Origin of the sequence: Pricia sp. (genome assembly GCF_041745955.1) — a bacterium.
Lineage (GTDB): Bacteria > Bacteroidota > Bacteroidia > Flavobacteriales > Flavobacteriaceae > Pricia.
This window is the reverse complement of record NZ_JBGTHY010000538.1, coordinates 49,946-64,254: the sequence shown is the minus strand read 5'-3', so window position 1 is coordinate 64,254 and position 14,309 is coordinate 49,946. Positions and strand designations below refer to the sequence as shown.

Sequence of the window (14,309 nt, the reverse complement as noted above, 5' to 3'; positions counted from 1 at the left end):
ACAGGCATTGACCCACTGCAAATAATGGCCTTCCGGCACACGTGCTAGGGTTTCGTTGACGCTGATCTGCTCGTTGAGCGACAAGGGCAATAGCCTTGGATCATCACCATAACAATCGGCCAATAACTTTCCTTTAGTGCCAATAAAGAGTACACCTCCGTCCCAGTTGCCAAAGGGGTCATCATCGCCAAGCTCGTCGGGTCTGGCAGGGCGTAATCCCCCATCCATCCAACTGACATCGATACTGCCCATACCGTCCGTTCTTGGATATTTGAGATGAATGGTACTGGAATTCGGAAAGCTTTTTGGGTAGTTGGCGGTCTCGAACTTGCCTTTAAAGGCATCCGATATGCTACATTCCACGGTTGTGGGATAGAGAATGGGGAGAATTCTATATACGGGATCCATGATATGACAGGCCATATCGCCAAGCGCACCGGTTCCGAAATCGGACCAGCCCCTCCAATCAAAGGGGAGATAGGCATCGTTGTAATCCCTGCCCTCCGCGGTGCCCAACCACAAATCCCAATTTAAACCTTTCGGTATTTTATTTTTGGTAGTAGGAGTTTCCAAGGCCTGCGGCCAAATGGCGCGGTTTGTCCAACATTGTACGGTATGTACATCGCCGATAAGTCCGGCATCGTAAATTTCCTTCATTTTGCGTACGCCGTCTCCCGATCCGCCCTGATTGCCCATTTGGGTGACCACTTTGAACTTTTTGGCAGCCTCGGTCAGCATTCGGGCTTCCCAAATATCATGGGTAAGGGGCTTTTGCACGTAAACGTGTTTCCCCATCTCCATGGCCTTATATGCCGCCGGTGCGTGGTTGTGGTCCGGAGTCGAGACCGAAACTGCGTCGATGTTGTTCTTTTCCTTATCCAGCATTTCCCTAAAATCATGATAATACTTGGCTTTAGGATAGGCTTCCCGCGCCTCTACGGCTTGGCGGTCATCAACATCGCAAAGTGCCACGATATTCACATTCGGACTTTCGGCAAACGATGATAGATCGCTTTTTCCCTTGCCGCCGACTCCGATACCTGCAATGTTCAGGGTGTCACTGGGCGCAACAAAACCTGGCCCGCCGAGCACGTGGCGAGGTACTATCATGAACCCTGCTGCCGCAAGCCCTGAATGTTTCACGAAGTTTCTACGCGACTTGCTTGTATTCGAACTTTTCTTCTTTTTTGACATAATGCTAATTTGGTTTTAGAAAAAGGAAGTAGGGAACAAGGTACTTGAATTATTTTTTATTACCAATTAAAAAGATTCGCGCGCCCATTGACCGTAACGCACTTGGCACATTCCATGCTACCATAAAAATCACCGATGGCACCATACGTTATAATAATGTTACTGTCTATGGTTAAACCCCGTGAAACTCGTATATTTGTAGACTATTTGGTCTAATATCAATGAACTATGATTCAAGTTTCTGAAACAGCTAAAAAAAGGGTAGTCAATCTCATGACCGAAGAAGGTTATGATGCTGCCAGAGACTACGTTCGCGTCGGCGTAAAGAGCGGCGGGTGCAGTGGTCTGTCCTACGAACTTAAGTTCGATAATAAAATAGATGAATCCGATAAGGTTTTTGAAGACAACAATGTGCGGATCCTAGTGGATAAGAAGAGTTTCCTATACTTGGTAGGCACTGTTTTGGAATATTCCGGGGGCCTAAATGGAAAAGGTTTCGTTTTCAACAACCCTAATGCACAGCGTACCTGCGGGTGCGGGGAGAGTTTTTCCCTTTAATTTACTTTTTAACTAACAACGAATATGGCATATACAGAAGAAGAGCTTAAAAAAGAGCTGGAGACAAAGGAATACGAGTACGGTTTCTATACGGATATCGAATCGGATACCTTTCCCCCAGGTTTGAACGAAGAGGTCGTCATTGCCATTTCCAAAAAAAAGGAGGAGCCGGAGTGGATGACGCTCTGGCGGTTGGAAGCCTTCAAGTACTGGAAGGAGATGGAAGAGCCGGAATGGGCCAACGTACGTTACGAAAAACCGGATTTTCAAGCTATTTCGTATTATTCCGCACCGAACAGTAAGCCCAAATACGATAGTCTCGACGATGTAGATCCAGAATTGCTGGACACCTTCAAAAGACTGGGGATATCTTTGGACGAGCAGAAGAAACTGACCGGTGTAGCCGTCGATATTGTGATGGATTCCGTTTCCGTGGCGACCAGCTTTAAAAAGACGCTGGCGGAAAAGGGCATTATTTTCTGTTCCATTTCGGAGGCTATCCGAGAGCATCCCGAACTGGTCAAAAAATATATGGGTTCGGTAGTTCCCAAGAGGGATAATTTTTATGCCGCATTGAATTCCGCGGTTTTTTCCGATGGTAGTTTTTGTTATATCCCCAAAGGCGTGCGCTGTCCGATGGAACTGTCCACTTACTTCCGGATTAACCAAGCCGGTACGGGCCAGTTCGAGAGAACCTTGGTCATTGCCGAAGCCGGTAGTTATGTCAGTTATTTGGAAGGATGTACCGCACCATCGCGAGACGAGAACCAATTGCATGCCGCTGTAGTAGAGTTGATCGCTTTGGATGACGCGGAGATAAAATACTCAACGGTACAAAACTGGTTCCCCGGAAATAAGGAAGGGAAAGGCGGAGTTTATAATTTCGTGACCAAAAGGGGGATATGCGAGAAGAACGCTAAAATCTCTTGGACACAGGTCGAGACGGGATCTGCAGTAACTTGGAAATATCCATCCTGCATCCTAAAGGGCGACAATTCCATCGGCGAGTTTTACTCCATTGCCGTGACCAATAATTTTCAGCAGGCCGATACCGGTACTAAAATGATCCATTTGGGCAAGAATACCCGAAGTACTATCATATCCAAAGGAATATCCGCAGGAAAATCCCAGAACAGCTACCGTGGATTGGTACAAATCAATAGCCGTGCCGATAACGCTAGGAACTTCTCGCAATGCGATTCCCTTTTAATGGGTAACGATTGCGGGGCGCATACCTTCCCGTATATTGAGGTCAAGAACAAAACGGCTCAGATAGAACACGAGGCTACAACGAGTAAAATCGGGGAAGATCAGATTTTTTATTGTAACCAACGGGGTATCGATACCGAAAAGGCCATCGCGCTTATCGTAAACGGGTTCAGTAAGGAGGTATTAAACAAACTGCCCATGGAATTCGCTGTGGAAGCGCAAAAACTACTGGAAATTAGTCTAGAAGGCTCTGTAGGATAGTTTGTCGGGAGAGACCGCGACAGGTCAGATGACGTTAGCTCAATTTTTAAAAATTACGTAAACAAGTAATAACATGCTAAAAATCAAAAATCTACACGCAAGCGTAGACGGGAAAAAAATATTAAAGGGGGTCAACCTCGAAGTGAATGCCGGGGAAGTACACGCCATAATGGGCCCCCAACGGTTCAGGTAAAAGTACTTTAGCTTCGGTAATAGCCGGCAAGGAAGAATTTGAAGTGACCCAAGGTTCTATCGAGTTTGAAGGAGAAGACCTTGACGAAACCTCTCCCGAAGAACGGGCGCACAAAGGGGTTTTTCTTTCCTTTCAATATCCTGTAGAAATTCCCGGGGTCTCGGTCACGAATTTTATGAAAACGGCCATCAACGAATCACGGAAGGCAAACGGCTTGGAAGATATGCCCGCCAAAGAAATGCTGAAGCTGATTCGTGAAAAATCCGAAATGTTGGATATCGATAGAAAGTTTCTTTCCCGTTCCCTAAACGAAGGCTTTTCAGGGGGCGAGAAAAAACGGAACGAAATCTTTCAGATGGCGATGTTGGAACCCAAACTCTCCATCTTGGACGAAACCGATTCCGGACTCGATATCGATGCCCTTCGTATCGTCGCAAACGGCGTGAACAAATTACGTAGCGATGACAAGGCCACAATTCTAATCACGCACTATCAGCGGTTGTTGGAATATATTATTCCCGATTTCGTACACGTTATCCACGACGGAAAAATTGTCAAGTCCGGTGGTAAGGAGTTGGCCTTGGAACTTGAAGAAAAAGGTTACGATTGGTTGAAACAAGAGACCGCCGTTTAATTATTTAAGAATTTGCCATTCCCGCGAAGTCGGGAATCTGTTGCACAAACTTCAGGGCAAATTGATTAAGATTCCCGCCCTAGTTTATCCCGAGCGGAGCCAAACAAAGGGCGGGAATGGCAATAAAATATTTTTTTGATGGATTTAAAAGACAAGTTAATATCATCTTTCATGGCGTTCGAGAACAACGTTGATGTCGAACATTCGGTACACGATGTACGTACGGCAGCCATGAAGAATTTCGAGAGCAAAGGTTTTCCTTCCAAAAAAGAGGAAGAATGGAAATATACATCCCTGAACAGCCTTCAAAAAACCGATTTTAGCATTTTTCCAAGAGAAGAGAACACCTTGGAATACAAAGACGTGAAGAAATATTTTATTCATGAAATCGACTCCTATAAAATTGTTTTTGTGGATGGTATATACAGTTCTTATCTTTCCGAAACCACACATGACGGTGTCGATATTTGCTTGATGAGTGCTGCGCTCACCAAACCGATGTACAAACAGGTTATCGATGTGTATTTTAATAAGATCGCATCGAAAGACGAGTCATTGACGAGTTTGAACACGGCATTCAGCAGGGAGGGCGCCTATATTTATATCCCCAAGAACAAAATGCCTAAAAAGCCGGTCGAAATTCTCCATTTTGCTACCGGTAACGAGGCTTCATTGTTATTGCAGCCCAGAAACCTTATCGTGGTGGAGGAAAACGCGGAACTTCAGGTAATTGAAAGGCATCAAAGTTTAACCTCTAACGAGGTGTTGACCAATTCGGTGACAGAAATCTTTGCTGCTAAAAGTGCCATTGTCGATTATTATAAAATTCAGAACGATAATGCCACGGCATCTTTGATCGATAACACCTATATCGATCAAAAGGATAAGAGTGTTGTGAAAATCCACAGTTTCTGTTTTGGCGGAAAACTGACCCGGAACAACCTGAATTTCTATCAGAACGGTGAATATATCGATTCCACCATGAAAGGGGTGACCATTTTGGGCGAGAAACAGCATGTCGATCACCATACCTTGGTGCATCACAAACAGCCCAACTGCGAGAGCCATCAAGATTATAAGGGGATTTATGGCGAGAACTCCACAGGAGTTTTCAACGGAAAAATCATAGTGGACAAAATTGCCCAGAAAACCGATGCCTTTCAGCAAAACAATAATATTCTAATAAGCGACAAGGCCACTATCAATTCCAAGCCCCAACTTGAAATTTTTGCCGATGACGTCAAATGTTCCCACGGCTGTACCATTGGCCAGTTGGACGAGGAAGCTCTTTTCTATCTACAAACCCGTGGTATTCCAGAAAAGGAGGCCCGTGCCCTTTTAATGTATGCCTTCGCTAACAACGTACTCGCCAGCGTGCGGATTCCAGAACTTAAAACGAGGATCAATAAATTGATAGCCAAAAAATTGGGCGTTAATCTGGGGTTTGACCTTTAAATTATATAAAGACTAGTTACAAACTTTCCCTATTTCCCTACTATTAATAGCATACCCGGTATCTTTGTAATCTATGGAAACTACTATGTTTGACGTACAAAAAATCCGAAAAGACTTTCCCATTTTAAACCGGGAAGTCAATGGAAAGCCTTTGGTATATCTCGACAACGCCGCTACCTCCCAGACCCCAAAACAGGTCATGGACGCCATTGTCGACTACTATTCGAACTTTAACGCAAACATCCACAGGGGCGTTCACACGCTCTCTCAGGAAGCAACTGATAAATATGAGGCGGCCAGGCAAAAGATTCAACAACATTTTAATGCCGCCAAGGCACATGAAATAATTTTCACCTCCGGTACAACGCACGGTATCAATCTGGTCGCGAGCGGCTTTTCATCTCTTATAAAGAAAGGAGATGAAATTTTGGTCTCGGCGATGGAGCACCATTCCAATATCGTACCCTGGCAGATGCTGGCAGAGCGCACCGGGGCCGTCCTAAAAGTAATTCCCATGAATTTGGAAGGTGAACTGCTGATGGACGAATATGATATGCTACTTTCCGAAAGAACCAAACTGGTATTTTGTAACCATATTTCCAACGCGCTCGGAACCATTAATCCCATCGAAGAAATCATACAAAAGGCCCACGCTGTCGGGGCGGCCGTATTGATCGATGGCGCACAGGCCGCTCCGCATATCAAAGCCGATGTGCAAAAACTCGATGTGGATTTCTATACGGTTTCGGCCCATAAAATGTGCGGCCCCACGGGTGTCGGTGTTTTGTACGGTAAAGAGGAATGGCTCAACAAATTACCACCTTACCAAGGCGGCGGTGAAATGATTGCCGAGGTCACCTTCGAAAAGACGACCTATGCCGACCTTCCCCACAAATTCGAGGCCGGAACGCCCAATATTTGTGGAGGAATCGCCTTTGGGGCAGCCTTGGACTATATGAATGCCATTGGTTTCGATGCTATCTCAGAGTATGAACACGAGCTTTTGGAGTATGCTACCCAAAAACTACTGGGAATAGAAGGACTCAGAATATACGGAACTGCCAAAAACAAGACTTCCGTGATTTCGTTTAATATCAAAGGAGTTCATCCCTACGATATCGGCACGATTCTCGACAAATTGGGTATTGCGGTAAGAACAGGCCATCACTGTGCGCAGCCTATTATGGATTTCTATAAAATTCCCGGTACGGTAAGGGCCAGTTTTTGCTTTTACAACACCAAGAATGAGGTCGATGTTTTGGTAGAGGGTGTAAAACGGGCAGCAGCCATGCTTACATAAACTGTTACAAAGTTGAAGGTCTTCTAAAAATGGCCATCACGAATTTCAAGCCGGGAATGTCATAAATAGCTTGCCGAACTTGTTTGAAGTGGGATCTGCACAATCCTATAACTATCACAAACCTTTGATGGGAAGCGCGACTTATCGTATTTTTACATAAAGATTGGCTATCCACTCCATGGCAGAAATTTCGGACCGTTGGTTACTGGGGAATGGTTATTTAAATATATCGAATGAACATTAAGGAAATACAGCAGGAAATAGTAGAAGAATTTTCGATGTTCGATGATTGGATGGAACGATACGAGTATATGATCGAGCTGGGAAAGTCGCTTCCATTGATCGATGGAAAGTATAAGACCGACGACAATATTATAAAGGGATGCCAGAGCAGGGTTTGGGTGCATGCCGAACTTGAGGATGACAAATTGCTGTTTACGGCAGATAGCGATGCAATTATAACGAAAGGTATAATAGCGATATTAATCCGGGCTTTCAGTAACCAAAAACCTCAGGATATTATCGATTCAGATACTGAATTCATCGACGAAATCGGTTTAAAGGAGCATTTGTCCCCCAATCGGGCCAATGGGTTGGTAAGTATGATCAAACAGCTTAAATTGTATGCCGTAGCCTACCAGACACAGCTGAATTAGTCCATGAGTTTGTATCCTGCCTATAAATCCATAAACCCATAAATTTTTTAAGATGAGCGAAGAAACATCAATTGACACCAAGGAGCTCGGCGAGAAAATCGTCACCGTTCTCAAAACCATATACGATCCAGAGATTCCTGTGGATATTTATGAACTCGGACTGATTTACGACGTGTTCGTAAACGAGGATAACGAGGTGAAAATTCTCATGACCTTGACATCTCCCAACTGTCCGGTAGCCGAATCCTTACCCGCGGAAGTAGAAGAGCGGGTGAAATCTTTGGATATGGTAAAGGATGCTGAAGTTGAGATCACCTTCGATCCTCCATGGAGCCAAGACCTGATGAGCGAAGAGGCCAAGTTGGAACTCGGAATGTTATGAACGGAGAACCCATCCTTAACAGAGTAGCGCAAAGCAAACTCATCACCTTTAACCTTGAGGACTACTATCCCGAAGGCAAAAGGATTCTTTTGGACATAAAGAATTGGCTTTACGAGGGATTTATCCTTAGGGAAAAGGAATTCAGGATGCAGCTGGAGCAACATGATTGGACACAATACCAAGATGCTTTCGTCGCGATACACTGTTCTTCGGATGCCATCATACCGGGCTGGGCCTATATGCTTATGGCAACAAAGCTGGAGCCTTATGCCTCCAAAATCCTACAAGGTGACCTTGAACTGCTTGAAACTTCACTATATCAATCGCTTATAGAAAAATTGGACACTTCCGATTTTAAAGACCGCATGGTCATTATAAAGGGCTGCACGAACAAACCGGTACCACCAAACGCCTATGTGTTGATAACCCAAAAGCTTCAGCCCGTCGTTAAGGCCCTCATGTATGGAGAAGCTTGCTCTTCGGTGCCTCTTTTCAAGAAAAAATAGTTGTTGATAAGCCCCCTTTAAATAGTAACAACACCCTAAAATTTGTTGAAAAGTTTGTTGGTTTATTGTTAGCAATTCTTACTTTTGCCCCTTGGATTTAAAACAATAACCACGCTCGACTATGAAAAGAATTTTGTTGACATTTTTAGCTTTTCATACATTTATTGTAGGCTCGGCACAAACATTAGAAGAATTGAAAGCCGAAAAAGCAGCAAAGAACGATTCGTTGGCCGCCATACAGGGCAGGATAGACGGCCTTCAAGCCCAAATCGATACCTTTCCCGGTTGGAAAATTGGGGCCTTCGGAACTATTGGGGCCAACCTTTCCAATTTCAACAATTGGTATTCACAAGGCGTACCCAATAATTCATCGGGTAATATCGGCGTTACCGTAAATGCGTTCGCCAACCTAGACCGTGAAAAGTTCTTTTGGAAGAACTCGGGTAATGCCAATCTACAATGGGTAAAGCTGGACAATAAGGACATCGATACCGATAGCGAAGATTTCGAAGGTACTACGGATGTCTTTACGCTTACCTCGCTCTATGGGTATAAGTTGAGCAAAAAGTTCGCTATTTCGGCATTGGGCGAATATCGTACCTCTCTCATCAATAACTTTAATGACCCAGGTTATCTCGATTTAGGTGTAGGAGCAACGTGGACACCAATCGAAAACCTTGTTGTGGTCATCCATCCCTTGAACTATAACTTTGTATTCACTAGTACCGACAATATCTACGAATCTTCTGCCGGGGCGAAAATTGTCGCCGATTATACGCGGAAATTTGGAAAACTAAACCTTAAATCCAATTTCTCGACCTTTCAAAGCTATAAAAGCTCTAATTATTCTAATTTCACGTGGATTAACTCTTTGGGCTACACGCTATGGAAAGGCATCGGTCTCGGTTTCGAATTTGGCCTGAGAGGCAATCACCAAGAGTCGCTTGCCAATGCCTTTGCGCAGACTCCAGTCCCGACACCAACCCCTACTTTCGAGAATACCGACAACGACTTACAGACCTATTGGTTGTTCGGACTTAACTATGCTTTTTAGGCAAGGCCGCGGTATACAGTGTTGATATAGGGTACATACCATTGAAAAGCCCTCCGGTCAGGAGGGCTTTTCTTTTAAAGTAGGGTTGGTTAAGTTTGGTTACACAGTCAGTTATAAGTCAAACTTTAGGTTTCAAATACATTACAAATCTATGGCAGTATTCGATGAACGGTAAATTTTTGTTGTGAAATGGCATTAAGTTGTGGTGTAACCTGTTAAATTGTAGGTTAAGGTCGGGAAAATGTGCCTTAGACACCACCCGCAAATTAAAAGGTCCATTTTATGCAATGATGTGCTTTTTCATACCGACCGTACACCAAATATTCCCATCCACACAATTAACGAATTCAGTCAAGCGTATACCGTTATATTTGAGTAATTTAGAGTTTGTTCAACACACTTATTTTGGCTAGCCGTTTTGATAGTAATTTAGGAGTCCAAACAAATCAGTCCCTTAACCTAATAAATTAGAAGATGTTAGAAGCCGTAATTGTAGATGATGAGATAAAGGCTTTACAAAGCCTTACTTGGGAACTGACGAATTTTAGCGATGAAATACATGTCGAGGCCTCGTTCACCGATCCTTTTGAGGCACTGGATTATTTGGGAAAAAATACGCCGGATTGCCTTTTTCTGGATATCGAAATGCCCACTATGGACGGTTTTCAGTTTATCCAAAAACTGACGAACAAGAACTTTCCAGTGGTCATTACCACGGCCTACAACCAATATGCCATCAAGGCTTTAAAAAACGAGGCCATCGATTATCTGTTGAAACCTATTGATTCGGACGATCTTAAAGAGACCATAGCAAAGATCAGAAAATACAACGCAAAGAACTTCACGGCGGAGCGGTTAGAGAAAATACTGTTGAACTTCAATGCGAACGCCAAACATAAAAAAATAACCTTCAATACGGACGGTAAGTTGGTTTTTTTGGATAGTGATGATATCCTCTACGCCGAATCGGACGGTAACTATAGCACCATATTTCTCGCCGACGGCCACAAGATGGTGCTTACGAAAAAATTGAAGGAAATCAATGATCTCTTACCGGAAGATTCTTTTTTTAGGATACACAATTCGTATATTATCAACCTAAGCAAAATAAAGGAGTTTCTGAAGACCGATGGTTACGTTGTCTTGAAATCAAACCATAAAATTCCAGTATCCCGACAAAAAAAATCCGGATTTTTAGATATGCTGTAGCCCTTGATTTCATGCAATCCCACATTCCCTTTGACGCAGCTTTCCCCCGCACGTGTTTTTTGCATTCCGCGCAACTTTGTGTTCCCGTGTTTTTCTTTTTTTTATTTCTGGGGGGATATGCCCAATCCATTCCCGATACTTTTTTAGAGACCGTCGACAGTTTGGTACAGGCCAAACCGGTCGCCTTTGCCGATATCCACGGAATATTGGATCAAAACAGGAACGACACACTTCTCATGCGCCATGTTGCCAACACCTCGGCCGTCAATCGCTATGCGGCCGGACAGTCATACGCCCTTAACGAACTCGGCAGGACCTATCGCAATATCTCGCAATATGACATGGCCATAACCTTGCACGAAGAGGCGCTCGCCATTGCCGAAAAGGCCGATAATCTGGATTTTAGGGTATATAGCCTGAACAATCTGGGAGTGGTCTATCGCAGAATATCTTCCATTCGCATGGCCATGGATTATAATCAGAGGGCCCTAGAACTGGCCCAAACTGTTAAAAATCCATCGGAAAGTCTAAAAAGAAGCATCAACGTTTCGTTCAACTGCATCGGCCACCTCTATCTGATGCTTAAGCAGTACGATCAGGCCATTGACTACTTTGAGAAATCCCTGAAGCTTGAAGCTGAACTTGGCAATACCCGTGGGCTTGCTGTCAATTATCAAAATATCGGAAGATGTCTTGAAGAGCAGGGCCAACTCGATCTGGCCCTGGAGAATTACCGTACCTCGTTGGCCTATGATGAACAGATAGATAACGATATGGGCCGTGTGATCTGTAAGACCAGTATCGCACAGGTTTACCTGAAACAGAACCTGACGGATGACGCCCTAAGCTTGCTCAAAACCGCCTTGCCCGTGGCGCAAAGATTGGGAGACGGATTTTTGATCGCTCCTGTTTACATCGATATGGGTTGGGCACAAATGCGATCCGGGCAATTTGGGAAGGCGGAAGAGTATATGCTCCAAGGCCTAAAACTGGCCGATTCATTAAAATTGCAAGAGGCATCCGCACGGGCCAATCATCTTTTATCGGAGCTTTATGGTCATATCGGCGATTATAAAAAAGCGCTGGGTCATAAATTAAAAGCGGATCAAATCGATGAACAGATCTTGAACGAGGGTACCGTTCGGTATGTTAACGATATCATCTTACGATATAATTCGGTGAAGGACAGCAACAACCTGCAAGCATTGTCCCAAAAGAACGAAATGTACGAAATGAAACTTCGTACGAATGAAATGCAGCTGCGCACGACCAAAACTACCTTACTCATAAGCGGTATTGCCCTGGCATTGTTGGCGGGCATTTTTTATATTCTGTACCGACAGTACCAGCTCAAGAACGAAAAGAAATTGTTGACCTTGGAACAGAGCATGCTCCGTAGTCAGATGAATCCGCATTTTTTGTTCAATTCGCTGAATTCCATTAAACTGTACATCATCAACAACGAACAGAAAAATGCCGTGCATTACCTGAACAAATTTTCAAAGCTGGTGCGAAAAATTCTGGAATCATCCTCGGTTCGGGAAATTCCGTTGGCCGAAGAACTGGAGACCGTAGAACTTTATATGACCATCGAGAACATCCGTTTTTCCAATGAAATAAATTTTGATATCTGCGTTGATAGCGATATCGATGTCCACACGGTGCGCATTCCGTCTTTAATTTTACAGCCCTTTCTCGAAAATGCCCTTTGGCACGGATTGTCAAGCAAGGAGGGCGAAAAAAATATCAACTTGCATATTTCGAGTGATAAGAAAGGATATATTCATATCGCCATCATAGATAACGGTATTGGTAGATCTGCCTCCGAAAAGTTAAAGGCGAATAAAGTATTGAAGCGAAAATCGGTAGGTATCGATATTACCAAAGAGCGCCTGGCCAACTTTGCCAAAGAATATCAAAATTCTTTTGATTTAGAGATTGTCGACTTATATGATAAAAGCGGAGAGGCTAGCGGTACCAAGGTGGTGCTACATCTTCCAACTACTTGAAGACTCGAAGCAATAAATCCCTAATTCCAAAACCCAATCCGGTTATATATCGGCCGACCAGGGATTGGGTACTTTATCTATGTTCCGACGCAACCTGTTCTAGTTCCGCATACCAATCGGTCCCGAACTTACGGATCAAGGCTTCCTTTACGAACTTGTAAATGGGCACTTGCAGTTCTTCACCCAAGGCGCAGGCGGGGTCGCAGATTTGCCATTTGTGGTAGTTCACGGCGGTGAGTTCGGTATATTCCCGAACCCGAACGGGATAGAGGTGGCACGAGACCGGTTTCTTCCACTTTATGACACCTTGTTCATAGGCCTCTTCGATACCGCATTTTGCCGTTCCGTTCTTGGTAAAGGTCACATAGGCGCATTCACTATTATCGACCAAGGGGGTTTCCCATTCCCCATCCTCACCCTTGACAAAGGCCCCCTGTTCTTCGATGGCGTCGATGCCCTCTTGCCGTAAAAAGGGCTTCACCTTGCTGTAGATGTCGACCAGAATTTCGGTCTCGCTGTCTTCAATGGGCGCCCCGGCATTACCGTCGATGCAGCATGCGCCTCTACACGCCGTTAGATTACAGACGAAATCCTTCTCGATAATATCTTCGGATACTATGGTTTTTCCTAGCTGGAACATTTTTGGAATTTTTGATGCGCAAAGATAGCTTTTCCGTAGGGGATTTACGAAGCGTAATTAATTCGGATTTTCCTACAAGAAACCTATTCATAAGATGTAATTTTGCCGAAAATTTTCCTTGCATTACGCTCAGGAAACCTTTAGGTAAACGAAAAAGGGTAAATGAGACCAAAATTTTGTAGATGAATATGGAATTCCATTTCAATTTTCGGGAAATCGCCACGGCGACCATGGTGCTTTTTGCGGTTATCGATATTTTAGGCAGTATACCTATTATTATCGGATTGCGAAAAAAGGTGGGCCATATCCAATCGGAAAAGGCTTCCGTTGTTTCCGCGGTAATTATGGTGGCCTTCTTGTTCGTCGGGGAGGAAATTTTAAAACTTATCGGTATCGATGTTTATTCGTTCGCCGTGGCGGGAGCATTTGTAATCTTCTTTTTGGCCATCGAAATGATTTTGGGGATAAGCCTTTACCGTGAAGAAGAAGCTGAAAGTGCCTCGATAGTGCCCATTGCTTTCCCTTTGATAGCCGGGGCGGGTACGTTGACCGCCATATTATCGCTACGTGCGGAATATCACGTGGAAAACATCATCGTTGCCATTATTACAAATACGGTCTTTGTATATCTGGTTTTAAAATCATCAAAACGGATCGAAAAAGTACTGGGCAAAAACGGCCTCAGTGTCATCCGGAAGGTTTTTGGGGTGATTTTGTTGGCGATCGCAGTGAAGTTGTTCGCGACCAACATTAATCAACTGTTTTTAACCCCCCTATCCCAATAAACCTTGCGGCCACAAAGCACCGCGTATTTACCCTTAAGATAGTAACATGAACAAAACACTGAACATAATTCTAATACTTCTGGCCTTGGCGCTTATGGCCTACAACGTTACGATGGTCGATTTTCAAAACCCTTTTGAAGGGGATAGCACTGTGGCCCTAATCGGCATTTTGGCACCGCTATGCGCTATTGCGCTATTGCTCATTTTCAGAACGAGCAAAAAGATCCAACGGAAAATTGAGGGGAAGTAATGCGACCCTGGTTG

The 14,309-nt window shown here is 44.2% G+C and carries 14 protein-coding genes and 1 pseudogene; 13 read left to right on the top strand and 2 right to left on the bottom strand.

Features of this window, described 5'->3' with window-relative positions; genetic code table 11:
* The coding region (locus ACEW8S_RS19380) for a Gfo/Idh/MocA family protein (RefSeq protein WP_373519750.1) at positions 1-1,194 on the bottom strand (1,194 nt) is incomplete at its 3' end.
* Positions 1,195-1,422: 228 nt separating this feature from the next.
* Here ACEW8S_RS19380 and ACEW8S_RS19375 point away from each other — a divergent pair.
* From ACEW8S_RS19375 to ACEW8S_RS19325, 11 genes and pseudogenes are all read left to right on the top strand, one after another.
* Positions 1,423-1,752, top strand: a complete 330-nt coding sequence (locus ACEW8S_RS19375) for a HesB/IscA family protein (protein WP_373519749.1) — start codon at positions 1,423-1,425, stop codon at positions 1,750-1,752.
* Positions 1,753-1,776: 24 nt separating this feature from the next.
* Entirely contained in the window at positions 1,777-3,222 is a 1,446-nt protein-coding gene (sufB, locus tag ACEW8S_RS19370) for a Fe-S cluster assembly protein SufB (protein WP_373519748.1), read from the top strand.
* 73 nt (positions 3,223-3,295) lie between these two features.
* Positions 3,296-4,049 (top strand): annotated as a pseudogene (gene sufC, locus ACEW8S_RS19365) (Fe-S cluster assembly ATPase SufC).
* 138 nt (positions 4,050-4,187) lie between these two features.
* The gene (sufD, locus tag ACEW8S_RS19360) at positions 4,188-5,504 is read left to right on the top strand and encodes a Fe-S cluster assembly protein SufD (RefSeq protein WP_373519747.1); all 1,317 of its coding nucleotides are present in this window, start codon (positions 4,188-4,190) and stop codon (positions 5,502-5,504) included.
* A gap of 85 nt (positions 5,505-5,589) precedes the next feature.
* Positions 5,590-6,804, top strand: coding sequence for an aminotransferase class V-fold PLP-dependent enzyme (locus ACEW8S_RS19355; RefSeq protein WP_373519755.1), 1,215 nt, complete (start codon positions 5,590-5,592; stop codon positions 6,802-6,804).
* A gap of 233 nt (positions 6,805-7,037) precedes the next feature.
* A complete protein-coding gene (locus ACEW8S_RS19350) occupies positions 7,038-7,460 on the top strand; it encodes a SufE family protein (protein ID WP_373519746.1) in 423 nt (140 codons plus the stop codon).
* Positions 7,461-7,512: 52 nt separating this feature from the next.
* Positions 7,513-7,842 carry an SUF system Fe-S cluster assembly protein gene (locus ACEW8S_RS19345; protein WP_373519745.1) on the top strand — a complete coding sequence of 110 codons (330 nt, stop codon included), beginning with the start codon at positions 7,513-7,515 and terminating at the stop codon, positions 7,840-7,842.
* Positions 7,839-8,348 carry a DUF2480 family protein gene (locus ACEW8S_RS19340; RefSeq protein WP_373519744.1) on the top strand — a complete coding sequence of 170 codons (510 nt, stop codon included), beginning with the start codon at positions 7,839-7,841 and terminating at the stop codon, positions 8,346-8,348. Before ACEW8S_RS19345 ends, ACEW8S_RS19340 begins: the two co-directional genes overlap by 4 nt.
* A gap of 121 nt (positions 8,349-8,469) precedes the next feature.
* Positions 8,470-9,402 carry a DUF3078 domain-containing protein gene (locus tag ACEW8S_RS19335; protein WP_373519743.1) on the top strand — a complete coding sequence of 311 codons (933 nt, stop codon included), beginning with the start codon at positions 8,470-8,472 and terminating at the stop codon, positions 9,400-9,402.
* A gap of 474 nt (positions 9,403-9,876) precedes the next feature.
* Complete coding sequence (locus ACEW8S_RS19330) at positions 9,877-10,611, top strand: LytR/AlgR family response regulator transcription factor (protein ID WP_373519742.1); 735 nt, start codon at positions 9,877-9,879, stop codon at positions 10,609-10,611.
* 86 nt (positions 10,612-10,697) lie between these two features.
* Positions 10,698-12,620 (top strand): tetratricopeptide repeat protein, encoded by a 1,923-nt coding sequence (locus tag ACEW8S_RS19325; protein WP_373519741.1) that lies wholly within the window; start codon positions 10,698-10,700, stop codon positions 12,618-12,620.
* A gap of 73 nt (positions 12,621-12,693) precedes the next feature.
* Here ACEW8S_RS19325 and ACEW8S_RS19320 read toward each other — a convergent pair whose 3' ends face one another.
* Complete coding sequence (locus ACEW8S_RS19320) at positions 12,694-13,260, bottom strand: DUF3109 family protein (protein ID WP_373519740.1); 567 nt, start codon at positions 13,258-13,260, stop codon at positions 12,694-12,696.
* 188 nt (positions 13,261-13,448) lie between these two features.
* On the opposite strand from ACEW8S_RS19320, the gene ACEW8S_RS19315 reads away from it, so the two are divergent.
* Both ACEW8S_RS19315 and ACEW8S_RS19310 read left to right on the top strand, forming a co-directional pair.
* Positions 13,449-14,045 carry a MarC family protein gene (locus ACEW8S_RS19315; protein WP_373519754.1) on the top strand — a complete coding sequence of 199 codons (597 nt, stop codon included), beginning with the start codon at positions 13,449-13,451 and terminating at the stop codon, positions 14,043-14,045.
* Between the two features lie 46 nt (positions 14,046-14,091).
* Positions 14,092-14,295: a hypothetical protein gene (locus ACEW8S_RS19310; RefSeq protein WP_373519739.1), complete on the top strand. Its 204-nt coding sequence runs from the start codon at positions 14,092-14,094 to the stop codon at positions 14,293-14,295.
* The last annotated feature ends 14 nt before the right edge of the window (positions 14,296-14,309 follow it).